This is a genomic window from Cupriavidus sp. C3SS-1 (assembly GCF_057073755.1).
In genome coordinates, this window is record NZ_CP172700.1 from 2,248,057 (window position 1) to 2,272,367 (window position 24,311).

The following is a 24,311-nucleotide window of genomic DNA, read 5'->3' on the forward strand; positions in this document are numbered from 1 at the left end:
GGACGTGGTGCCGGAGGGGTTTCAATGGATTCTAGTTCACGGCGATGGGGGATTTGGGATTTGATTTGGTTGGCTGTGGGCTGTTCCGCCGGCGTAACCGGCAAGTCACTTTCCGTCTCGACGGAAAAAAAGACCGCCGCACAAGGCGGCGGTCTTTACCCGTCACGCCGCCAGGCGTGTGCCCGCGCGATACTGCGCAAGCAGTGCCTCGCGCTTTGCGGCCGCGGCATGCATGTTGCCTTCCTTCACGTGGCCGAAGCCACGGATGTCGTCGGGCAGCGTTGCCAGCGCAATCGCGGTGTCGAGCCGGTCATGGCTCAGCGATTGCGCGAACTCGCCGACCATCGCCATGTAGTCGGCAACCAGTTGCCGTTCGGCGCGGCGCTCGGCGGTCTTGCCGAACACATCGAGCGCGGTGCCGCGCAAACCCTTCAGGCGTGCCAGCAGGCGGAACGCCGACATGGTGCGCGGGCCAAAGCGACGCTTGAGCAGGCGGCCCTTTTCGTCGGTCTTCGCCGTCAGCGGCGGCGCGAGCCAGAAGTTGAGCTGGTAGTCGCGGCCGGGCTCGCCTTCGAACTGCGCGCGCAGCTTGTCGAGGAAGGCGGGATCGGTGTAGAGACGCGCGACTTCGTACTCGTCCTTGTAGGCCATCAGCTTGGCAAGATTGCGCGCCACGGCCTCGGTCAGCGCCAGCTTGCGGCCGCCGCCAAGCTTCTGCTCGGCCGCGCGGATGCGCTCTACCGCATCGCGGTAACGGCCCGCATAGGCGGCGTTCTGGTAGTCGGTCAGCATCGCTTCACGCTTGCGGATCAGGTTGTCGAGCGTCTGCGGCATGGCAACCACCTGCTCGCGCGGCGCGGTCGGCAGCATGGCACGCACCGCCGCCTCGCCGTGATGCGCGAGATAGCGGCCCCATTCGAACGCGAGACGGTTCTTCTCCACCGACACGCCGTTGAGTTCGATTGCTCGCAGCAGGCTGTCGCGCAGCAGCGGAACCCAGCCCTTCTGCCACGCAAAGCCCAGCAGCAGCGGGTTGGAATAGATGGCATCCGCCAGCAGCGTGACCGCCCAGGCGCTGGCATCGACGAACGCGCATGCCTCGCCGGCGCTGGCACGCAGGTCCTGTTCCGCGTTGGCGCCCGGGAACTTCCACTTCGGGTTCTTGATGAATTCGGCGGTCGGCGTGTTGGCGCTGTTGACGACGGCCGCGGTCACGCCGTGGCGGACCTTGGACAGCACGTCCGCCGATGCGGAGACGATGGCATCGCCGCCGATCACGAGCCGCGCGTCGCCGGTGGCAATGCGCGTCGCATGCAGCGCGGCCGGACTCGGGGCGATCTGCACGTGGCTGATCACCGCGCCGCCCTTCTGCGCCAGGCCGGCCATGTCGAGTACGGTCACGCCCTTGCGTTCGAGATGCGCAGCCATACCCAGCAGCCCCCCGATGGTGACCACGCCAGTGCCGCCCACGCCGGTCACCAGCACGCCATACGGACGCTCCAGCGCCGGCAGCACGGGCAGCGGCAGCGCGTCGAAATCAGCGCCCGTGCCCTTGCCGCCCGCGGCGGCCGGCTTGCGCACCTGCGCGCCCTCGGCGGTGACAAAGCTCGGGCAGAAGCCGTTGACGCACGAGAAGTCCTTGTTGCACGACGACTGGTTGATCTTGCGCTTGGTGCCCAGCTCGGTTTCCAGTGGCTCCACCGACAGGCAGTTCGACTTGGCCGAGCAATCGCCGCATCCTTCGCAGACCGCGTCGTTGATGAAGGCGCGGCGAGCCGGGTCCGGATAGGTGCCGCGCTTGCGGCGACGGCGCTTTTCCGTGGCGCAGGTCTGGTCGTAGATCAGGATGGTGACGCCCTCGGTCGCACGCAGGTCCAGCTGGACCTGGTCGAGCTGGTCGCGGTGGAACACCGTCACGCCGGCCGGCAGCATGCCGCCATTGCCGTACTTGTCGGGCTCGTCGGTGACGACCACGAGCTTCTTCGCGCCTTCGGCCAGGACCTGGTGGGCGATCTGCGGCACGGTCAGCACGCCGTCGATCGGTTGCCCGCCCGTCATCGCCACCGCGTCGTTGAACAGGATCTTGTAGGTGATATTGGCGCTGGCGGCAATCGACGCGCGAATGGCGAGCAGGCCCGAGTGGAAGTACGTGCCGTCGCCGAGGTTGGCGAACACGTGCTTGTCGTTCGTGAAGTGCATCTGGCCCGTCCACGCCACGCCTTCGCCGCCCATCTGGCTGAAGGTGTCGGTATTGCGGTCCATCCACAGCGTCATGTAGTGGCAACCGATGCCAGCCAGCGCGCGCGAGCCTTCGGGCACGCGCGTGGAGGTGTTGTGCGGGCAGCCCGAGCAAAACCATGGCTTGCGTTCGACGGCGAGCCGCGGCTGGGCGGCCTCGCGCTCCTTGGTTTCGATCAGCGCCACGCGCGCCGCGATGCGCGCGCGCACCTCTTCGGGCAAATCGAAGCGCTCCAGGCGCCGGGCGATGGCCTTGGCGATCAGCGCCGGCGACAGTTCATAGTGCGCGGGCAGCAGCCAGTTGCCGCGCGGCACCGACCACTCGCCGCCGTCATTGCCGCGCTGGTCGAACTTGCCATAAACCTTCGGCCGCACGTCGTCGCGCCAGTTGTACAGCTCTTCCTTGAGCGCGTACTCCATGATCTGGCGCTTCTCTTCGACCACCAGGATCTCGTCCAGCCCGGTCGCGAACTCGCGCGCGCCGTGCGCCTCGAGCGGCCACACGCAGCCGACCTTGTAGACGCGGATGCCGACGCGCTGGCAGGTGTCGTCGTCCAGCCCAAGGTCGACCAGCGCCTGGCGCACGTCGAGGTAGGCCTTGCCCGCGGTCATGATGCCGAAGCGCGCGTTGGGCGAATCGAGCACGACGCGGTTGAGCTTGTTGGCCCGCACATAGGCCAGCGCGGCATACCACTTGTGGTCGAGCAGGCGCGCTTCCTGCTGCAGCGGCGTATCCGGCCAGCGGATATTGAGGCCGCCCTCCGGCATCGTGACATCATCGGGTAGTACGACCTGCACGCGGTCCGGATCGATATCGACGGAGGCCGTGCTTTCCACCACGTCCGTCACGCATTTCATCGACACCCACAGCCCCGAGTAGCGGCTCATGGCCCAGCCATGCAGCCCGTAGTCCAGGTATTCCTGCACATTGGACGGGTACAGCACCGGAATGCCCGCGGACAGCAGCACGTGCTCCGACTGGTGCGCCACCGTGGAAGACTTGGCCGCATGGTCGTCGCCGGCCAGCAGCAGCACGCCGCCGTGGCGCGACGAGCCGGCCGAGTTGGCGTGCTTGAGCACATCCATGGAGCGGTCCACGCCGGGTCCCTTGCCGTACCACATCGAGAACACGCCGTCGCGCGTCGCGCCGGGGAACAGGTTGACCTGCTGGCTGCCCCACACGGCCGTGGCGGCGAGGTCTTCGTTGACGCCGGGCTGGAACACCACGTCGCTGGCGGCCAGGTGCGCCTTGGCCTTCCACAGCGCCTGGTCGACGGCGCCCAGCGGCGAACCGCGGTAGCCCGAAATAAAGCCCGCCGTATTGAGGCCGGCGGCACGGTCGCGCGCCTTCTGCAGCATGGGCAGGCGCACCAGCGCCTGGGTGCCGCTCAGGTAGACGCGGCCTTTTTCCAGGGTGTATTTGTCGTCCAGGCTGGCGTTGGCCAGGGCCTCACGCAGGGCTTGTGGCAGCGGGGCATTCATGGGTGTCTCTCTCCGGGGATGTCGAAGTTATTCGTGGCAGTGTAGGAAGCGCCATCGATATCGTAAAATCATGAAATCCGAGAGCTGATATCCGACAAACGAATACCGGAGCAATGACCATGGCAAAGGCACGCGAGACGCCGGAACGGCTGGCCAAGGAAATCACCTTGCGGCAGTTCCGCTACTTCGTCGCGGCGGCGGAAACAGGCCAGTTTTCGATGGCCGCGACCGCCGAGCATGTGTCGCAATCGGCGATTACCAACGCCGTGCTGACGCTGGAGCAGCGGCTGGCGGTGCGCCTGTTCGACCGCCTGCCGCACGGCGTGGCGCTGACCGCGGAAGGCCACCTGTTCCACCAGCATGCGCGGCAGATCCTGGACTCGGTCGAGGACGCGCTGCGCGAGCCCCGTTTTCAGGTGTATGGGCTAAAAGGCAGCGTGCGGCTGGCGGCGTCCTATACGGTGCTGGGCTACTTTTTGCCGGGCCTGCTGGCGCGCTTTCGCACCAGCTACCCCGACATCGACCTGGACCTGCAGGACATGGACCGCCCCGAGATCGAGCGGGCCGTGCTGTCGGGGGACATCGAGCTTGGCATCGGGCTGCTGTCCAACCTGGAGCGCCCGCAGCGCTTTGCCCGCCACACGCTGATCCGTTCGCGGCGCCAGCTCTGGACGTCGGCCACGCACCCGCTGCTGGCCATCGAGCGCCCGTCCTTGCGCGATATCGCGGCCTACCCTTACATCCTCATCACTGTGGACGAGGCCGAGTCGTCCACGCTGCGGTACTGGCGGGGCCGCAAGCTGGCGCCCAACATCGCGTTCCGCACCAGTTCGATGGAGGGGCTGCGCGGGCTGGTCGCGCATGGCTTTGGCGTCACGGTGCTGTCCGACATGGTGTACCGCCCATGGTCGCTGGAAGGCCGGCAGATCGCCGCGCGGCCCATCGCCGACGCGGTGCCGGACATGGAGGTCGGCATGCTGTGGCAGCCGGGACGCAAGCTCGAAAAGCCGGCCGACGCGCTGCGGGAGTTCCTGATCCACGCCTGCGGCAGCTGATCGGCCGGCGGCGCGCCGCCTCCTCCCTTTGGCTGGGACTCAACCTTTCGTCGCAACCCGCACGCGGGGCGCCGAAACCCGTTTCATCGGGCGAATGGCGACGCCTTTACGCCATGTGAAACGGGGTCTAAGCCCTTCAGCCAATGTTCGTCGTCGTACAGAACGCGCCTAATGTGCCCACGGGCCGGCACCAGACCGGCAGGAACCCATCGGAACTTTGCAACATGGAAACGGGGAGCGCGGGATGGACACTTCGAACAGGACAGGTGGCAACAACCTACTGTTGCGTCAGCTTCCGGAATCGGAATGGGCGGCACTCAAGCCATATCTCGAAGCCGTGGCGCTGCGTGGCGGGCAATTGCTGTGCGATGCCGGGCAGCGCGTGCGGCACGTCTACTTTCCGAAAGATGGCGTGGTCTCGCTGCTGTCGCTCCATGCGGACGGCTCCAGCGTGGAACTGGCCGCGGTCGGCAACGAAGGCCTGATCGGCCTGCCCGCGCTGACCGGCGCGGAATCCATGCCGCAGCGGTGCGAAGTCAGCCACCCGGGCACGAGCTGGCGCATTGCCGCCGGCGACCTGCGCGAGCTGTATCCGCGGCTGCCGCAGATGCAACGGCTGGTCATGCGGTACATGCAGCTGCTGCTGACGCAAGTCGGCCAGACCGCGGCATGCATCTGCCACCGGACGCTGATGGAGCAGCTTTGCCGCTGGATCCTGCAGACGCTGGACCGGCTCCAGAGCAACGAGCTGCGCATCACGCAGCAGCGCATCGCGGAGATGCTCGGCGTGCGCCGCGAAGGCGTCACCGAAGCCATGGGCAAGCTGCAGAACCTGAGGCTGATCGAGCATACGCGCGGCCGCATCATCGTGATCGACCGCAACGGGCTGGAGTCGATTTCCGGCGAGGCCTATACGATCGTCTCGAAGGAAGTGCGGCGACTGGTCGGCGATGCCAGGGAGATGGCACGCTGACCGGCATGCCCGGCGGGCGGCGCTGTCGCAAGCGCCGCCTGCGGTAGCTGCCGCACCGGCCTTGGCATCACCATGGCCAGGGTGGCAGCTCAGTTCGACTCGATACCTTGCGATAACACCTCGTGAGCCCACGTCACCGCTTCACGTGCCGGCGCCTGGCCCGTCGACTCAACGCGTTGCGCCAGCTTGAGCACCCGGTCCCGGATGCCGGCCACTTCGTCGCGCAGGACGGAATCATCGACGCCGCCGAGGTATTCCCGCGCGCAGCTGACGATGCCGCCGGCGTTGATGAGGAAATCGGGCGCATAGAAGATGCCGCGCTGATGGAGGGTATCCCCTTCGGCCAGTGAGGCGAGCTGGTTGTTCGCGCCGCCGGCGATGACCTGGAAGCGGCAGCTTTCGGCCACGGCCGGGGTGATGACGCCACCGAGCGCACAAGGCGCGAAAACATCGGCGTCCGCGCCCGAAATGGCCTCCGGCGCTACGACGCGTGCGCCGAATTGCTGTTGCGCCTGCGTGGTCCGCCCCGCATCGATATCGGCCACGGTCAGGGCCGCGCCCGCTTCATGGAGGCGTCGGCAGAGTTCCCAGCCTACCGATCCCAGACCCTGGACGGCCACCGACAATCCGGCGAGCGACTTGCGGTCCAGGCGGTACTGCACCGCTGCCTGAATCCCCACAAACACGCCGTATGCCGTCCACGGCGAGGGGTTGCCACCGAATCCGCCGTCGCGCGGCAGGCCGCTGACGTAGCGCGTCTCGGCCTGGACCGCGCGCATGTCGTCCACCGTCGTGCCCACATCCTCGGCCGAGATATAGCTGCCTCGCAGCGATTCCACCATGCGCCCGAAAGCGCGGAAGAGCTTCCGGCGATCCGTCTGCGCTGGCGAGCGCAGGATCACGGCCTTGCCGCCGCCAAACGGCAGCCCGGCAAGTGCGTTCTTGTAGGCCATGCCCTGCGACAAGCGCAGCGCATCGGACAGCGCCTCGGCCTCGGTAGGATAGGTCCAGTACCGGCAGCCGCCGAAAGCGGGGCCCAGTGTGGTGCTGTAGAGGGCGATGATGGCCTGCAGGCCGGATTCCGGATCGGTGGCGAGCGTCACGCGCTCGTGGGACAGGCCTTCGCCGGTGCCGAACAGGCGCACGGCGGCCGCTGCGTGGGTACGGTCGTTCAATGTCTTCTCCATGACGTAGGGAATGCAAGGCTGTAGCCCTGCCTTCCTTGGTACACCGCCTGGATTGCAGTGCGGTGCGGCTCTGGACGGGGCGGGTAGCCCCATCGCGAATGGTGGGTGTCCGCGTCGCTTCTTACGGCCAGCCCTTGCTACCGGGTGGCGCCGTGCAGCACCGCATTACGGCGCGCGTACAGGAAATAGACCGCAAGGCCGATTCCGAGCCAGGCGAGGAAGGCGATCCAGGTCAGTGCCTGCAGGTGGGCCATCAGGAACAGGCAGAAGCCAACCGATAGCAGCGGCACCACCGGCACGCCGGGGCAGCGGAAGGCCCTGGGCAACTCGGGACGTGTCCGGCGCAGCACCAGCACCGCGATCGAAATCAGCGTGAAGGCGGAGAGCGTGCCGATATTGATCAGCTCGGCCAGCACATTGAGCGGCACGAATGCGGCGATCAACGCGAACACGATGCCGACGGTCCAGGTGGCAAAGAACGGCGTGGCATGTACGCGATGCACCGACGACAGCCGCGCGGGCAGCAGGCCGTCGCGCGACATGGCGAAGATGACGCGAGTCTGGCCAAAGGTCATGACCAGGATCACCGTGGTCATGCCGAGAATGGCGCCGAGGTCGACAAAGCCGGCCACCCAGTTCTGTCCGGCGAATTGCAATGCCAGCGACACCGGGTGGTCAACGCCGGCGAACCTGGCGAACGGCACGATGCCGGTCATGATCGCGGCCACCACCACGTACAGCACGGTGCAGACCGCCAGCGAGCCGATGATGCCGATGGGCAGGTCGCGGCTCGGGTTGCGGACTTCCTCCGCGGCGGAAGTCACGGCGTCGAAGCCGATGAAGGCAAAGAACACCAGCGCCGCCGCATTGAACACGCCGCCCATGCCGAACGGCGCAAACGGCTGCCAGTTCACCGGCTTCACGTGCCAGACGCCCACGGCGATGAACAGCAGCACCACGCTGATCTTGATCGCCACCATCACGTTATTCAGCCGCGTGGATTCCTTCACGCCGTACGACACCACCCAGGTGATCGCCAGCATGATCAGCATGGCCGGCAGGTTGACCATGGTCTCGACACCGGGCACCGCGCCTGGCGCGGCCGTGAGTGCCACCGGCAGCTTCAGGCCGAAGCCGGCGACGAGCGACTGAAAATAGCCGGACCAGCCCACCGACACCGCCGAGGTGGCCAGGCCGTATTCGAGCAGAAGGTCCCAGCCGATCATCCAGGCGATGATCTCGCCCAGCGTGGCATAGCTGTAGGTATAGATCGATCCCGACACCGGGATGGCGGAAGCAAACTCGGCATAGCAAAGCGCGGCGAAGCCGCAGGCCATGGCCGCGATGACGAAAGACACCGTCAGCGCCGGGCCGGCGGTCAGCGCGCCGGTGCCGGTCAGCACGAAGATGCCGGTGCCGATGATGGCGCCGATGCCCATCATCACGAGATCGATCGGCCCAAGCACTTTCTTCAGGCCGCCAGCGTGGCTGTCCGCCAGCATGGCATCTATGTTCTTGGTTCGGAACAAGCTCATACAGGTGTCTCCTCTATGTGCTGCCGCAGCGATCGCATGGGCCCGCGCCGGAGCTGGCGGCGGGTCATGCGGGCGCGATGGCATCGGGACAGCGTGCTGCCGGGTAGGCCGCACGGCTTGCCGGCACGCTGGTCGCGCGCCGGCCCCGTTATCTGTTGGAATTGCCCGGCGCTCCGCCTATTGCAGCAAAGGTGGTCGCAGTAGCACCGGGGGGCCGCTCACGTGGACGCGGACATTGTCGAGCGTGTGGGGATGGTAGAGGCTGCCCGCGGCCAGGGCTTCGCGCCAGGCGGCGAAAGTGAGGTATTCACGCTGTCTGTCTCCGTATGCTTCTTTTGTTCGGAGCAGTGTAGAAAGCGCCCGCGCCATCGTAAAATCAAGAAATCCAACACCTGATATCTTGAAAACGAATAGCGGAAGGGTGGGCGCGCGCCGACGCATCAGGCGTCAGACGAGGCCGCGGATTGTTGCAATGCCTGCCTCGACGCAATGTCCGGCAGCGCCACGCAAGCAATCCTGTCCATGGTGATACCCCGTGTCCAAGGCGCACTGCCGCCGGGGAAGCATGATTCTTCAACTTGACGCATGCCGCGAAATAATAATTCCTGCGGTTTGGGTGAATGCCGCCGCCAGCTCGATGTCGATCTCCGACGGTTCCCGTGGCTGTTCGAAGTACATCGCCAGTGAACCCACCAGGTTGCCTGCGGAGGTCTCCACGGGGAAGGACCAGCAGCCGCGGTAGTGGAACTGGTCTGCCAACCATGTCCATGGCTGCCACCGGGGTTCGTCAAGTACATCACGCGTGATGACGGGGGTACCCGTGGCAACGGCGAGACCGCATGCCAGCGATTCAGGCGAAATCAGGAATCCGTCCACGCATTTCGCGTAGTCAGCCGGCATACCGGCTACATGGTGCAACGTATCACCCCGGGCGATGTAGAACGCGCACCGTCGACGATCTTCCGCCTGGTCCAGCAGACTCTGGATGAGGATGCCAAGCGAGCATTCCAGCGAGTCGCCGTTCATGGCCGACTGAAATGCTTCCTTTTGTGCAGAAAGCCAGATCTTGCTGCGTTGGAGCCCGTGTTCGGCGCGTGTTCGGTCCGTGACATCGGCGAACGTGATAGCTACGCCTAGTATGACGCCCTCGGATGAGCGATGGGGATAGATGCGCCTCAGAAGCCAGCGATCCTGGCCTCGTCCGACGATGGCATCGCTTTGGATTCCTGTTGCCAGAACGGCCCGAATATCCGAAATGAAGACGTCATCGCGAAACGACCGGCGCAGGTCGGAAACGCTTCGGCCAACATCATTCGGCATGAGCGGTATGGCCTCGGAGATGGCCGGCGTGAACCAGCGCACCTTCAGGTCCCGATCAAGAAAGACCGTCATGACAGCGCCTGAAGACAGCACATCGCTTTGCATCCTGATTTCGGCGACTCTTGCCTTCAGATCGGAATTCGCGTCGTTGAGGTCCTGGTTGCTGGCGTTCAGATCCGCGTTCGCGGCCTTCAGCTCTTCGTTAAGCGCTTGCAGTTCTTCGCGCGAGGCCTCCAGCTCTTCGCGAGAAATGCGCAGGTCCTCTTCCCAATCCATCCTTTGACCATGGATATCGCAAAGCTCCTTGCTGGCTGCGAGCGGATCCACATTATTGCCGACCGCATCCTCGGTACTGAACGAGACCAGCAATCGGTTCAGCCTTCCGTCGGTTGAGGGTTCCAGGGGGGTCACGCTGACCCTGACAGAGGCAGTCTTGCCTGCCATCTCGAACATACCCAGTAACGCCTGCGGTTGTGCGCAAGCCAACGCCCTTTGGACCGTGATCCTGAGCTCCGCTGCGCAGGCACGGCTTACAAGCCGCAGAAGATTCAGGGTCGGCTCCCCAGCGGGAAAACTCAAAATTCCCGCCGTATCTCCATACAGGCGTAGAAGATTGCATTGTTCGTCAATCAGTACCGCCGGAAGACGAGGCGACTGCGCCGCCGTGCGAACCGTTGACCTTGCAATGCTGGCGCTGCTTGGCGCCAGGCTGCGCTTGCCCTCTCCAATGTCGTCCACTTTCCTGTGGATATTCCACCTTCTCGAGACTGGCACGAAGCCAACGCTATCCACCGGATACGCTTCGCTCGCCCCGACGAAGAGGCCGCCTCCGATACGTAAAGCGCTGTTGAGTGTGCGCAGCACGTCCTTGGTGGTGGCAGGTTCCAGATAAATCAAAAGGTTGCGGCAGGTCACGACATCGACCCCGGCGATAGGCGGGTCCGATATCACGTCCTGGACGGCGAACACCATGCGTTCGCGCACGAAGCGTTTGATGCGATAGCGACCATCTACCGCATAGAAATAGCGAGAGACCCGACCCGGGTCCATTTTGGCGAAGGACTCAGCCCTGAAGCCACCGTGGCTAGCCATGGCGACCGCTTCTGGCGCCGCGTCGGTCGCGAATATCTGGTAATCGACTGCGTGTCCGCTTTCCTGGACGATTTCGTCCAGCAGTATCGCCAACGAGTAAGCTTCTTCGCCAGTCGAGCAAGCAGTTGTCCAGAGTCTCAGCGGCGTACCGTCGTTCTCTTTCACCAGCGGCTCGAGCATGTCATGCTTCAAAGCGCTCCAGGCTTCAGCGTCACGAAAGAACTCCGTGACATGAATGGGCAGGCCACGGACCAATGCCTCAAGCTCGATGGGGTCGTCCTCGACGAGCCAGGCGTAGTCCTCAAAGGAATAGACGAGCCGCACGTCCATACGTTGCTGGATACGCCATAGCAATGGCGACGGCCGATAGCCGCTGAGATCAAAACCAACTTCGCGGCGAATCAGTGCCAGGATCCGATCGAGCGTTCTGGCAACCGTGGATTCCCAGAGTTCCGAGGCAGCCGGTCGTGTGTATCCCTCTTCAAAGCAGGCAAGCAACTGCCCCGCCATAGCAGTGACGGGCAACACATGATCGTGAATGCGTCGCCGAATCACTGCCATGGGCATGGCGTCATGCTGCGCCGTCAGGGGATCCTGGACGATGACGATGCCGCCGGCCTGCCGGAGACTTACCGCGCCCGCAGTACCATCCATGCCCATGCCAGAAAGTATCACCGCAACCGCCCGCGGACGGCCCTGCGCCGCGACGCTTTCAAGGAATGCATCGATCATATCGATGCCCGGGCGGCGAGCGCCGCCTTGTGCCGGCCGTGTGCGGAAAACCCCCTCCTCCAGCGTCAGGATGCTGTCAGGTGACGGGATATAGATGTATCCAGGCGAGGGACGCGCATCATCCCGCGCTTCGATCACGGGAATCTTTGTCCATTTACGCAGCACATCCGCCAGGCGATTGGTATGAGCGGGTGGCAAGTGCTGCAACACGACCATCGCGTAAGGCGGTGTGCCAGTAAAGGAGGCAAACAGGGTCTGTAGCGCACCGATACCACCCGCCGATGCACCGACCGCTACGATAGGCACATTGCTGTCAGGCGTGTGAACAGCGATAGCGTGACTCATTGCAGTTCACCTCCCATTGCCGCTATTCGACCCGAGAGCGGCTGCTCAGCCCCCCGGAGAACAGGATGGTCGTTTGAGCGCATATTCGCCTGGCCAAGTCATCACTTGCCCAGGCCTGCCATCTTTATGATAAGCAACAGGGCGTTGTCGCGAAACTTGAGAAGCGCGGGGTCCCTACCGGCAGCTCGGTTCGGCCAGGACCCGGTGCAGCGATGGACCGCACCTGAAGGGAAACCGGCGCAATCTCTCCCGCGGTAAGCGCTTCCAGCACGATCTATCCAGCCACGCCCATGCCCCACGCCATACCGAAGTTGCGGCTAAATTCGGTCGGGCTGCGTAGGGGCCGGAGGCTCAGGCCATGCATCGGCCGACAGGCCATCATGCATCGCATTGATTGCAGGAGGGCGGGGTTCGCCGAGGCGGGCCTGTCATGAAATGCAAAGCAGCAGACATGTGTAGGGAAGCGATTCGCCGGCTCGCTCGGTACCGTGCTCCATTGAAGCCACGTCTTACCGCTTCGGCCGACAAGTAGATGGCGCAACGAAATGCTGTTCTCTTTTTCAGAACACGATTGCTGATCGTGTGCCATTGAACAGCCTCCACCGTCCAACCATACTGCCCCGGACGAACACCACTGACTGGAGCATTCACGATGGAGCAATCGAAAGCAGGATTCCTGGTGGCGGCCTTTGCCGAATTCTTTCCAGGTGCCAAGGACATCGGTTCGTATGTGGGCGGGATGCTGATCCCGGGCACCGGCGACGAGATCCAGTTGTTCGACCCTGCGACCGGAGAGAGGAGCGTCACCTATCGCGACGCCGGTGCCGACGTGGCCGCGCTGGCCTGCGCGGCCGCGCACGAGGCGCAGAAAACCTGGTGGGGCATGACCCACGCCGCGCGTGGGCGCACGCTGTTCGCGGTGGCCGCCAAAATCAGGGAGCACGGCGAAGCCTTGGCCCGCCTCGAATCGATCTCGACCGGCAAGCCGATCCGCGACAGCCGACGCGAGGCCGAGATGGTGGCCGAGATGTTCGAGTTCTACGCGGGCTGGGCTGACAAGTTCCACGGCGACGTCATCGCCGTGCCGACCACCCACCTCAACTACACGCGCCGCGAGCCTTACGGGACCATCCTCCATGTCACGCCGTGGAATATCCCCATCCTGTCGTTCGGCTGGCAAGTCGCGCCGACCATCGCCGTCGGCAATGCAGTGCTGCTCAAGCCGTCGGAGCTGACGCCGTTCACGTCGCTGGCGGTTGCCGCGCTGGCTGAACAGGCCGGCCTGCCCGCCGGGTTGGTCAATGTGCTGGCCGGCTACGGTCACACGACAGCCCAGACAGCCATCGCGAACAGCATCGTGCGTAAGGTCGTCTTCATCGGCTCGCCCGCAACGGGCGCAAAGATCGCCGAATCTGCTGCGCGGCACCTGATCCCGTGCATCCTTGAACTCGGCGGCAAGTCCGCGAATATCGTCTTCGAAGACGCAAACCTCGACATGGCCGCAATTGGCGCCCAGGCAGCCGTTTACTCGGGCACGGGCCAGAGCTGCACCGCCGGATCGCGCCTGCTTGTGCAGCGCCGAATCTACGACGAACTGGTCGACAAGGTGGCAGAGGGCGCGCGCCGGCTGCGCATCGGGCATCCGCTCGAATCGTCAACGGAGATTGGGCCGATCAGCAACCGCGGCCAGTACGAGCACATCAAGCGGATGATCGTCGCGGGCGTCGCAGAAGGCGCCCAGCTCGCGGCCGGCACCACGGATTTCGAGTCAGGTGGCTATTACGTCAAGCCGACGCTGTTCGCCGGCGTCTCGAACTCGATGCAAGTCGCCCGCACCGAGATCTTCGGACCCGTGATCGCCGCGATTCCGTTCGACACGGAGGAGGAAGCGATCGCGATCGCCAATGACAGCGAATTCGGCCTGGCCGGTGCAGTGTGGACCAATGACGTTGCCCGCGCGCACCGTGTGGCGGCCCAGGTGGACGCCGGCACATTCTGGATCAACGGCTACCGCTCCGTGCATGTTGCCTCGCCATTTGGCGGCTACAAGAACAGCGGCTACGGGCGCACGAGCGGCGTCGAGGCGCTGTACGAATACACGCAGACGAAGAGCGTGTGGGTCCAGACCGCCGCCACGCCGACGACACGGGTAGGCCGTTCGTGACTTGACCGCGAAACGGACAGGAGCTGGATCGCGCCAAGCGATTCGTTGTGCCTGCGACGCCCGCAGACTCGATCAGCGGAGCTACCGGCGTCGCGACTCACTTCATGTCGGCTATCAGGAGTTTAAGAAATGCGTCTGATGTCTAAGCTTCGCAGCATTGCCTGCGTCCTGGCGATGCTCTCTGGAACGGGTGTTGCCCATGCGCAGGAATTTGCCGGCCGCGTGGTCAACGTGATTGTCAATTTCCCGGTGGGCGGGCCCACCGACCTGGAGGGGCGCGTTTTTGCGCAACATCTGCCGCGCTTTCTGAAAGGCACCAGCGCGGTCGTCGTTCGCAATGTATCCGGCGCCGGCGGCATGATCGGCGTCAACCAACTCGGCGACGTCTCCGAGACCAATAAGTTCAACATCGGCTTCTTTACCTGGGACCCGATGCAGCAGATCCTGCATCATCCGAACTTGCGGGTCCAATTCAACGACTTCAAGTTCATTGCCGGCATGGAGCAGACCAACCTGCTTTACATTCGGCGTGACACCGCCCCGGGCATCGCCAAGCCTGCCGACATTGCCCACGTCAATCCGTTTCGTGCCGCGGTACTTTCGAATGGTTCGGACTGGTCGGCGTTGCGCCAGAGTCTGGCCCTTGACCTGCTAGGCGCCAAATACCGGACCATCACCGGCTACAAGGGGACGCGCGAGGCCGAAGTGGCGATGCTCCAGGGCGACATCCAGTTGGTCAGCAATTCCTTGCCCGGCTACAACTCCTTTGCCAAAAACAGTTTGGTGGGCAGGGGTCTGGCGATTCCGCTCTTCCAGTTCGAGCGCGGCGATGGCAACCGCAGTCCCCATCTTCCCGATGTGCCTACCTTCCTGGAGCTCTATCGCGAAATCCACGGCGCCAATGTGAACCCTGGCGGTGCGAAGTGGGAAGCGCTGCAGTTCCTGAACAGCATCTCGCGCATGGCGCGCGTGATCTTCATGCCGCCCAATGCCCCCGACGCCGCCGTCGCTGAACTGCGTAGCGCAGTGGAAAGGATGGCGAAGGATCCGCAATTCATGGCGCAGTACGAAAAGGCGGCGCTGGCGCCGGCGCATTTCGTCCTTGGTGCCGACGGAGAGCGCGTCATTGTGGAACTGAAAAGGTCGCCGCCGGGGATGGAGACCTTCTTCAACCAGTACATCCAGTCGAATTCATCGCGCTGAGCGCTGCGCGCGCGGCCAATGACAGCCGCATATATGCCGTCGGCATGCGCGCACGCAGGGGCGCCAAAAAAGAAATGGGTATGGACGGAGACGAAATAATGAATTTTGCGTTACCGGAAGAACTGCGCATGCTGAAGGATTCGCTGCGCCGCTTTGTGAATCAGGAGCTCATCCCGGCCGAACTCACAGCGCGCAAGGACGACAAGCTGATTCCCGAACTGCGTACCCGCGTCGAGGCGTTCGGGAAAGAGCTGGGACTTGACAAGTTCGACGTGCCCGTCGAATACGGCGGACTGGGCTTTGGCTTGCTCGCCAAAACCGTCGTGTGGTCGGAACTCGCCCGCACGGTGGCCCTGCCGGTACGGGCGATCAATCCGTTCGGCGCGACCGTGTACCCCGTGCTCTATGAACTCGACCCTGCGCAAAAGGAGCGCTTTCTCTTGCCGACACTGCGCGGCGAATTGAAATGGTGCTTTGCCCAGACCGAGCCCGATGCGGGTTCTGACCCCGGCGGCATGAAGACCACCGCCGTGCGCGACGGCGATCATTACGTGATCAACGGTTTCAAGCGCTTCATCACCGGCGCGGCTGATGCCGATTATGCGCAACTGATGGCCGCGACCGACCGCACAAAGGGCTCGCACGGGGGGATCTCCGCCTTCATCGTCGACATGAAAGCTCCCGGGGTCAAACTGCTGCGCGCACAGAAGATGCTGGTCGACGACACGCCTTGGGAAATCGCCTTCGACGATGTCAGAGTGCCGGTGGAAAATCGCATCGGCGCCGAAGGTGAAGGCTTCAAGCACGCACAGAAAGTGCTCACCGTACTTCGCGTGCGTCACGGCGCCAAGGCCTGCGGGGTGATGGAGCGCTGTCTCGAGCTGGCCGCGGGCTACGCGAACGAGCGGGTGACCTTCGGCAAGCCGCTTGCTGAACGGCAAGCCGTGCAATGGTCGATTGCCGATTCCTACCTGGAGTGGCATCAGCTCGAACTGATGGTCAGGCACGCAGCGTGGAAACACGATCGCGGCGAGGACATTCGCACGGAAGCCTACATGGTGAAGAACTTCGGTGACAGCAAGTCCTTTGAAGCCGCGGATCGATGCATGCAACTCCACGGCGGTATCGGACTCTCGACCGAACTGCCGATCGAGAAATTCTGGCGTGATCAGCGCAGCATGTTGATCACCGATGGACCGACCGACGTTCTCAAGATCGCCATTGCGCGGCATGCATTGAATGTGTTCGGCTGATGGCACTGGTCCGCCAGGGCGCATTGCCGATCCAGGCAAGGCATCGCGCCCGAATCTGTTTCCTTCTGGAGAACCCTTGATGAATCCAAGCCGCATCCACGAACTCCTCGAACCGTGGCTCGCGAGTGAGCCCGACCGCGAATTCATCCATCTGCCCGATCGCACTGTGACCTATGCCGAGGTCGGCGCCATGGCCAGCGCCCTGGAGGCGGAACTGCTCGCCCTGGGCGTGCGCTCCGGCGATCGGGTGGTAATCGTGACGGAAAACTGCACCGAGCATATCGCCTTGCTGCTCGCTTGCAGCCGCGTCGGCGCCTGGTCCTGCGGAGTCAATGCCCGCATGGCCGCCGGCGAGGTCGACGCTTTTGCGCAATTGGTCGATGCGCGGCTGGCCTACTTCACCACGGGGGTCTCCGCGGTGGCAATGACCCATGCCCGGCGCCACCACGCCCGTTCATCGACGCTCGACGGACTCATGCACAGCGACGTGAACCTTGAGGCGGTCGCCGAACAGGGCAGCGAAGCCGAACGCGTCGCGGCAATCATCTCCACCTCCGGCACCACCGGCAGGCCCAAGGGCGTCATGGTGACTCACGCGGCCGTGCTGCATGCCGCGCGCGTCTCCTGCAAATCCCGCGGCCTCGGGCGCGACGATCGCTTGTGCCTGTTCGTGCCGATGACCCATATCTTTGGCCTCGCCGCCGTGCTGGCCTCGTCGCTCCATTCGGGCGCAACATTGGTCCTGCGGCAGACCTTCTCAGCCGCCGACGTGCTCGACGCACTCGCCCACCATCGGGTCAGTCAACTGCAAGGTCCGCCGGCGCTGTACTCACGCCTCCTTGCCCACCTCGAGAGCCATGGCATCGCCCGGCCATCAGCGCCGCATCTGCGCTACCTCTACACAGGGAGCAGTCCGCTCGATCTCGCGCTGAAGGATCGCGTGGAGGCTTGTTTCGGCCTGCCGCTGCACCACGGTTATGCGAGTTCGGAATCGCCGGTCGGCTGCGCCACCACGAGCAACGTGCGGCGCCAGGACACCGCCGCTGGCTATCTACTGGAAGGCATGTCCATGCGCATCGTGGACGCCGGCCATCGCGATGTAGCGACAGGAGAGACCGGGGAGATCTGGCTTGCCGGCCCGTATTTGACGCCCGGCTACTTTCGAGATCCCGAGGCTACCCGGCAGGCGTTCCGTCCCGGCGGCTGGTATGCCACCGGTGACCTTGGGCGGCTGGGCGAGGACGGCGCGCTGTTCATCGTCGGCCGAACGAAGGAGCTGATCATCCGCTCCGGCTTCAACGTATATCCGGCAGAAGTCGAAGCTGTGCTCAATCAGCATCCCAGCGTGCAGCGCTCGGCGGTCGTCGGGCAGCGAGAGCCTGATGGGAACGAGAAGGTGATCGCCTTCCTCGAGCTCCGCGACGGCGTGGGCTTTGATGAGCAAGTACTGCGCGGCTACCTGCGCGAGCAACTGGCCCCCTACAAGCAACCGGCACTGTTTCGCGTGTTGCCCTCCTTGCCGATGACCGACACCGGCAAGTTGCTCAAACGAAATCTACTTGCCCACCTCGATGCAATGGCGCAGGGATGACCTGGCTGTTGCCCTCGTGAAATGAACGAAACAAGGAAGGAGAAAGAGATGAGTAATGAAGTAGTAAGTTATGAACTCGATGGCGACGTTGCCCTGATCGGTCTCAACCGCCCGGCCAAGCGCAATGCCTTCAACGACGAATTGCATAAGCAGCTGCACACGGCGGTGATGCGCGCGGGTGAAGAAGCCAGGTGTGGCGTTCTGTTTGGTCATGGGGAGTGCTTCAGCGGCGGGCTGGATCTCGCCTACGCCGCGGCGATGTGGGAAAGCGGCAAGGAGCACAAGCTGCCGTATCCCCGCAATTACGACACCGAGCTGATTGCCCGGGGCAGGATACCGTTCGTCTCTGCCTTGCATGGCGCCACCATCGGTGGTGGCTTCGAGGCCGCGGCCAGCACCCATATCCGGGTCGCCGACGAAACGGCGTTCTTCGCCCTGCCCGAGGGCCAACGTGGCATCTTCGTCGGCGGCGCCGGCTCGGTGCGGATCAGCCGGCTGATCGGGACCGCCCTCATGACGGATTTGATGTTGACGGGACGCGTGCTGAACGCCGAGGAGGCGCTGCGCTTCAACGCGGTGCAGTATGTGGTGCCAAAGGGACAGGCGCTGGAGAAGGCAGTCGCATTGGCCCGGCGCATCTGCGCCAACGCGCCGCTGACCAACTTCGCCGTCACCAATGCCCTGCCGCGCATCGCTGATATGTCTTACGACGATGGCATCTTCGTCGAGCGACTGGTCAGTGAATATACCCTCAGCCCCGAAACGACCGCACGCCTGAGCGAGTTCCTGAACAAGAAGGCGGTGCCCATCAAGGCGCCGGGAGGGGGAGAAACGCTGTGAACCGCCTGCGCGATTCGGCGATCGTCGCTTTTGCCGAAACCAAGGTCATGGAAAAAAGCGATCGCGACGTCTGGGAGCTTGATGCCGAGGTCCTCGAAGCCCTGCTCGAGCGCAGCGGCTTCGAGAAGGGGGAGATCGACGGGCTGGTCATGGCCGGATTCGGGCTGACGGCGGCCGGTGAGAGCTTCTGGGCACAGGTCACGGCCGACCAGCTCGGCCTGGAACTCGACTACTGCGACCAGGTGCATATCGGCGGCTGTTCAGCCACCGGCAGCGTCGCACGTGCCGCGGCGGCAATCGATGCCGGCCTGTGCACCACGGCCTTGCTGCTGTTCGCCGACACTGGCGTGGCGGAAAACAACCGGGGTGACCGCAGCTTCCGCCGCGAGTGGGCCGATCCGTACGGTGTCTTCGGCCCCCCCGATGCTTTCGGCTTGCTGACGCGGCGCTACGAGCATCAGTATGGACTTGACTACGAGATGCTGGGCAAGCTCGCGGTCACCCAGCGCGCCCATGCCGTGTTGAACGAGAACGCCTGCGAGAAGCTGCGCAAGCCGATCACGATCGATGACTACCTCAACTCGCGCATGATTGCCGACCCGATACGTCTGCTCGATTGCGTCATGCGCTGCGACGCCGCCTCCGGCCTGCTGATGACGAGCAGGCGACGCGCCAGGGAAAAGGGCATCGACAAGTTCGTCATACCGATCGGCTACGGCGAGCGGACCAACTTCCAGGGCGGGGAGAACTTCGTCGATGTCACCCGAAGTGGCCACGAGGTTTGCGGCAAACGCGCCCTCGCCCAGGCGGGACTCGCGCTCAAGGACATTGCATCGTTTCACCCCTACGACGATTTCATCATCGCGATCATGCTGCAGCTCGAGGCGTTCGGATTCTGTGGGCCGGGTCAGGGCGTGCAGTTCATCCGCGACATGAACTTTGCCTTCGATGGTGACCTACCCTTGAATACCGGCGGCGGCCAGATCTCGGCGGGGCAAGCGGCATGCTGTTCGCACAACCTGATCGAGGCAGTGAGGCAGTTGATGGGCGAAGGCGGCGCGCGTCAGGTCAGGAACACCGCCAATGCGCTGGTGAGCGGCATCGGCTGGATCAATTACTCGCGCAACTGGGGCACGAGCAGCGCCCTGGTCCTTGCTCCCAACGCATGATCCCTACACAAGGCGGACCATGGAAACAGCTATTCCCGAACTTCCCGATGATACGTTTGCTGTCAAGCGCGCGATCAAGCCATCCAGCTTCACGCAGCCATTCTGGGCGGCGACACGCGAGAAGAAGCTGGTCATCCAGTATTGCCGGGCGACCGGCAAGTATCAGCATTACCCGCGCCCAACCAGCATCTTCACCGGCCGCAGGACCGATATCGAATGGCGCGAAGTCTCGGGTCGCGGCGAAGTTTTTTCATGGACCGTAGTGCGGCGCGGCGCCGCGCCGTTTCGTGGGCACGAGCCCTATGTGGTCGCCTCGGTGACCCTCGATGTCGGCGTCAATGTGATTGCCAACCTGGTCAATTGTTCGCTGCATGAGGTTTGCATCGGCATGAAGGTCGTGCCCTGCTGGCTGCCGATAGACGATGGCATGCACCTGCTGATGTTTCAATCGGAGCGGTAGAGGAAAGACCGATACTCCCGATTCCGCTGGCGTGCCAGAATGGGCGCCTACACGCCTCGTCTGGAACGACCGCATGACAGCGCCCTACACCGAAAGCCGTATTGCTTACCTGTATGAAGCGGTGCGCTGCGGCACAGTGCGCGCGGCGGCCGACTTCCTCGACATCGCGCCCTCTGCCGTGAGTCGGCAGATCGCATTGCTCGAGGAGGAACTCGCCACGCCGCTCATCGAGCGCAACAAGCGAGGGGTCAAGCCAACCGACGCTGGCGCGCTGTTGCTCGAGTACTTTTCACTACAGCGTGCCCACCAGGCCGACCTCGTTTCCAAGATCCAGGAATTGCGCGGACTGCGCCGCGGCAAGGTCACCGTCGTCATGGGTGAAGGCTTCGCGTCGACGATGGTCGGCGGCCCGATACGGCAGTTCCGCGAAAGCCACCCGGAAATCTCGCTCACAGTGGACCTGTGCAGCACCAACGAAGTGGTGCGCCGCGTGGCCGAGGACGAGGCCGACATCGGGCTGGCGTTCAACCCGTCACCCGACCCCAAGGTCGTCAGCCGCTCTGAATCGCGTCAACCGATGCACGCGATCGTTGCGCCGGATTTCCCGCTCGCCGGCAAGTTCGGATCGGTCACGCTGCAGGACTTGCTTCCTTATCCGCTGGCATTGACGCATCCGGAGCACGGCACGCGGCGGCTGGTGGAAGCGGCGATGCTGCTCGACCGCGTCCGGCTGACGCCAGCATTGACAACGAATTCGGTCACCTTGCTCAAGCTGTTCGTCACCAATAATCTCGGCTTCACGTTTCTGGCGCGGATCGCGGTTGCCCCTGAGCTGGAAGCCGGCCAATTGATGGCAATCCCGGTCGAGAACCGGTTGCTGCAAAGTCCGGAGGCTCAACTGATCACGCGCGTGGGCCGCCAGCTTTCGCCTGCCGCGAACCGGTTGCTGCAACGACTAGCTGCGCAGATCCATCAGTACGACGCGGCGGTATGACCTGCGCCCGCATCTTTGGGCACGCATACGGGCCCGTGGGTGTTGCTCCTTAATAACAGCCGCAACCGCCGCGAAGCTCACGAGGCCGCTCAGGGTTTTCTGTTGCCACTTGGGCCAGCGCGGCGCCGTGAACATGAGACGATGGCCGGGCTCGGGCCATCAGGAGACTCTCGTCCCATGCGCTGCCGAGACATTCACATGGCAATTCCACTTTAGAAGCGGTCCTTCGTCGAGAAACGCCGCCCCATCATCAGCCTGCTGGAGCATCCCACAGAGTGATGGACGACCCAGCACATTCCGTTCTCGCGTGGGTCTCCTGCGGGAGGTCTTTCCCATAGGGTAAGCATGCGCTCCTTTCGACACATTTGCGAATGCAGTGAATTACGCGGTCAGCGAGCCGTGAACTTTGCTAGTGTTTTTGTGGGCCATTTTCACCGTGTTTGGAGCTAGTTGCGAAAGCATATACTGGCTCGACGGCGTGCTCACCTTCGCCGGCCGCCAGAACAATCTGTTCGTGCGCGAAACCGCCATCGTTACGCGGGGTTTCGACGTCCTGACGGTGGCGGTGGCGATGGCCAACCTTGATCGTGCTCGCGGTGCCTATGGGGTTGAAGGTGCGGCCTGAGTCCCCTGTTCAACTCGACACTTCTGGAGTCATCATGAATCCTCTCACTGAAGTCCTCGACCGCGCCGATCCCGCCCTGGTGGCCGAACTCGAGGCGTTCTACAAGGACCTCCACCAGCACCCAGAGTTGTCGATGCAGGAAGTTCGCACCGCGAAAATCGTCGCCGATGCCATGGAAGGTCTGGGCTACGAGGTGACGCGCAACGTCGGCGTGACTGGCGTGGTCTGCGTGATGAAGAATGGCACAGGCCCGACCGTGATGCTACGCGCCGACATGGATGCCCTACCAATGGCAGAGGACACCGGCCTGCCGTATGCCAGTACTGTGACCGCGCGCGACGATGAAGGCGTAGAAGTCGGCGTCGCGCATTCATGCGGCCATGACATGCACGTGACCTGGATGATCGGTGCCGCCCGTATCTTGTCTGCAAGTCGCACCGCCTGGAGCGGCACGCTGTTGATTGTATTCCAGCCCGGCGAGGAAACGGCCGAGGGCGCATCCTCTATGGTGGGCGAATGGGGCGAGGGTCGCTTTCCGAAGCCCGAAATTATCCTCGGGCAGCACGTGATGGTCGGCGCGGCAGGCACCGTCAACTACCGTCCCGGCATTACGCTGTCCGCCGGAGATAGCCTGAAAATCAAGCTGTTCGGGCGCGGTTCGCACGGCTCTCAGCCGCAAACCTCGATCGATCCGGTCATCATGGCAGCAGCGACCACGTTGCGCCTGCAGACCATTGTCTCTAGGGAAATCGCGCCGACCGAACCGGCGGTGCTCACTATCGGCTCGCTGCAGGCCGGTACCAAGGAGAACATCATCCCCGACGACGCCACCATCAAGCTGAACATGCGCACCTTCAGTGAGGACACGCGCGAATACATGCTCAATTCGATCCGCCGCATCTGTTGCGCCGAGTGCGATGCCTCCGGTGCCGAGCGTCCGCCCGAGTTCACCACGATCAACAGCTACCCGTTGACCGATAACGATCTGGCCGCTACGGAAAAGGTGGCGCAGGCCTTCGGCCGCCAGTTTGGCGAGAAGGCGTCGCAGGCACCCGGTCCGGCATCGGCCAGCGAAGACTTCAGCATCTTCGGTCGCACTTGGGGCGTGCCCTATGTATTCTGGTTCGTCGGCGGTACCAACCCGGAGGTGTACGAGAAGGCCAAACAGGAGAGGACCATCAACAGAATCCCTAGCAACCACTCACCGAAGTTCGCGCCGCAGATCCATCCGACGCTCGAGACCGGCTTGGCGGCTATGCTGACAGCCGCCAGCGCGTGGTTGTGTCCCAGTGTATGAACGTCCACGAATTGGCCATTGCCGGCTTGAATGACCACCGTCTGTTCACGTTTCTCGATCTGGCCGGCACATTTGCCTTTGCCTTCAGCGGCGCGGTCGCCGCCAGAGACCGCGGCCTCGACTGGTTCGGTGTCATCGCCATTGCCTTTGCGGTCGCTTGCGGCGGAGGCGTGCTGCGCGATCTGTGCATCGGCGCCGTGCCGCCCGCGGGACTAACCGATTGGCGTTATCTCGCCGTAGCTATGGCAGCGTCATGGGTGGTGCTCGCTGCGCGTGCGCTGGTCGTGCGCCTTGCACACCCGGTGACCTTGTTCGATTCTCTGGGACTCGGATTGTTTGCAGTGACCGGCGCGCAGAAGGCCTTGATTTTCGGCCATAACGCCGAGGTGGCGGTGATTCTCGGCGTAGTTACCGCCGTGGGTGGTGGTGTGGCGCGTGACGTGCTACTCAATCGGGTGCCGATGATCCTTCGGCGCGAGGTCTATGCGTCGGCGGCTCTGGTGGGTGCCGTCATCGAGGTGTCCGGCGAGCGCCTGGGATGGGTGTCCAGTGGGCGAACCTGGACCGCCTTGATGGCGTGCTTCGCGCTGCGTTACCTCTCCCTTCGCTACAACTGGAATCTACCGCGCTCGCTCGGACATGATGGCAGTGGGAGCGGATCAGACAAGTGATAAGCGCAGGACTGTGGGGCCACCCGTGATGGTGCAAATGATGCAACCGGCATGGGGCCGCTCCACGCCCTGCGGAGCCGGTCCA

At 63.7% G+C, this 24,311-nt stretch carries 17 protein-coding genes; 13 read left to right on the forward strand and 4 right to left on the reverse strand.

The window, feature by feature from the left end; translation table 11 throughout:
* Nucleotides 1–162: 162 nt before the first annotated feature.
* Entirely contained in the window at nt 163–3,720 is a 3,558-nt protein-coding gene (locus ACIGJC_RS26355) for an indolepyruvate ferredoxin oxidoreductase family protein (RefSeq protein ID WP_483712380.1), read from the reverse strand.
* 119 nt (nt 3,721–3,839) lie between these two features.
* Between ACIGJC_RS26355 and ACIGJC_RS26360 the strand changes: the two genes are divergently transcribed.
* Nucleotides 3,840–4,775, forward strand: a complete 936-nt coding sequence (locus tag ACIGJC_RS26360) for a LysR family transcriptional regulator (protein WP_483712382.1) — start codon at nt 3,840–3,842, stop codon at nt 4,773–4,775.
* A gap of 244 nt (nt 4,776–5,019) precedes the next feature.
* Nucleotides 5,020–5,748 (forward strand): Crp/Fnr family transcriptional regulator, encoded by a 729-nt coding sequence (locus tag ACIGJC_RS26365; RefSeq protein WP_483712383.1) that lies wholly within the window; start codon nt 5,020–5,022, stop codon nt 5,746–5,748.
* An 89-nt stretch (nt 5,749–5,837) separates the two neighbouring features.
* Here ACIGJC_RS26365 and ACIGJC_RS26370 read toward each other — a convergent pair whose 3' ends face one another.
* The 3 genes from ACIGJC_RS26370 to ACIGJC_RS26380 form a co-directional block, all read right to left on the reverse strand.
* Entirely contained in the window at nt 5,838–6,935 is a 1,098-nt protein-coding gene (locus ACIGJC_RS26370; RefSeq protein ID WP_483712384.1) for a Leu/Phe/Val dehydrogenase, read from the reverse strand.
* A gap of 137 nt (nt 6,936–7,072) precedes the next feature.
* On the reverse strand, nt 7,073–8,470 hold the full coding sequence (gene bcaP, locus ACIGJC_RS26375) for a branched-chain amino acid transporter BcaP (protein WP_483712386.1): 1,398 nt from the start codon (nt 8,468–8,470) through the stop codon (nt 7,073–7,075).
* A 573-nt stretch (nt 8,471–9,043) separates the two neighbouring features.
* A complete protein-coding gene (locus ACIGJC_RS26380) occupies nt 9,044–11,959 on the reverse strand; it encodes a chemotaxis protein CheB (RefSeq protein WP_483712388.1) in 2,916 nt (971 codons plus the stop codon).
* Nucleotides 11,960–12,611: 652 nt separating this feature from the next.
* On the opposite strand from ACIGJC_RS26380, the gene ACIGJC_RS26385 reads away from it, so the two are divergent.
* From ACIGJC_RS26385 to ACIGJC_RS26435, 11 genes are all read left to right on the forward strand, one after another.
* Nucleotides 12,612–14,123, forward strand: a complete 1,512-nt coding sequence (locus ACIGJC_RS26385) for an aldehyde dehydrogenase family protein (RefSeq protein ID WP_483712389.1) — start codon at nt 12,612–12,614, stop codon at nt 14,121–14,123.
* A 222-nt stretch (nt 14,124–14,345) separates the two neighbouring features.
* A complete protein-coding gene (locus tag ACIGJC_RS26390; protein ID WP_483712390.1) occupies nt 14,346–15,326 on the forward strand; it encodes a type 2 periplasmic-binding domain-containing protein in 981 nt (326 codons plus the stop codon).
* Between the two features lie 80 nt (nt 15,327–15,406).
* Complete coding sequence (locus tag ACIGJC_RS26395; RefSeq protein WP_483712391.1) at nt 15,407–16,579, forward strand: acyl-CoA dehydrogenase family protein; 1,173 nt, start codon at nt 15,407–15,409, stop codon at nt 16,577–16,579.
* A gap of 79 nt (nt 16,580–16,658) precedes the next feature.
* On the forward strand, nt 16,659–18,170 hold the full coding sequence (locus ACIGJC_RS26400; RefSeq protein ID WP_483712393.1) for a class I adenylate-forming enzyme family protein: 1,512 nt from the start codon (nt 16,659–16,661) through the stop codon (nt 18,168–18,170).
* A 48-nt stretch (nt 18,171–18,218) separates the two neighbouring features.
* Nucleotides 18,219–19,010 carry a crotonase/enoyl-CoA hydratase family protein gene (locus ACIGJC_RS26405; protein WP_483712394.1) on the forward strand — a complete coding sequence of 264 codons (792 nt, stop codon included), beginning with the start codon at nt 18,219–18,221 and terminating at the stop codon, nt 19,008–19,010.
* A complete protein-coding gene (locus tag ACIGJC_RS26410; RefSeq protein ID WP_483712396.1) occupies nt 19,007–20,179 on the forward strand; it encodes a thiolase family protein in 1,173 nt (390 codons plus the stop codon). The genes ACIGJC_RS26405 and ACIGJC_RS26410 overlap by 4 nt, the downstream gene beginning before the upstream one ends.
* Nucleotides 20,180–20,198: 19 nt before the next feature.
* On the forward strand, nt 20,199–20,639 hold the full coding sequence (locus ACIGJC_RS26415; RefSeq protein ID WP_483712397.1) for a Zn-ribbon domain-containing OB-fold protein: 441 nt from the start codon (nt 20,199–20,201) through the stop codon (nt 20,637–20,639).
* 73 nt (nt 20,640–20,712) lie between these two features.
* On the forward strand, nt 20,713–21,633 hold the full coding sequence (locus ACIGJC_RS26420; protein ID WP_483712398.1) for a LysR family transcriptional regulator: 921 nt from the start codon (nt 20,713–20,715) through the stop codon (nt 21,631–21,633).
* Between the two features lie 478 nt (nt 21,634–22,111).
* A complete protein-coding gene (locus ACIGJC_RS26425; protein WP_483712400.1) occupies nt 22,112–22,258 on the forward strand; it encodes a hypothetical protein in 147 nt (48 codons plus the stop codon).
* Nucleotides 22,259–22,292: 34 nt separating this feature from the next.
* Nucleotides 22,293–23,555 carry a M20 family metallopeptidase gene (locus ACIGJC_RS26430; RefSeq protein WP_483712401.1) on the forward strand — a complete coding sequence of 421 codons (1,263 nt, stop codon included), beginning with the start codon at nt 22,293–22,295 and terminating at the stop codon, nt 23,553–23,555.
* Entirely contained in the window at nt 23,552–24,226 is a 675-nt protein-coding gene (locus tag ACIGJC_RS26435) for a trimeric intracellular cation channel family protein (RefSeq protein WP_483712402.1), read from the forward strand. Before ACIGJC_RS26430 ends, ACIGJC_RS26435 begins: the two co-directional genes overlap by 4 nt.
* The last annotated feature ends 85 nt before the right edge of the window (nt 24,227–24,311 follow it).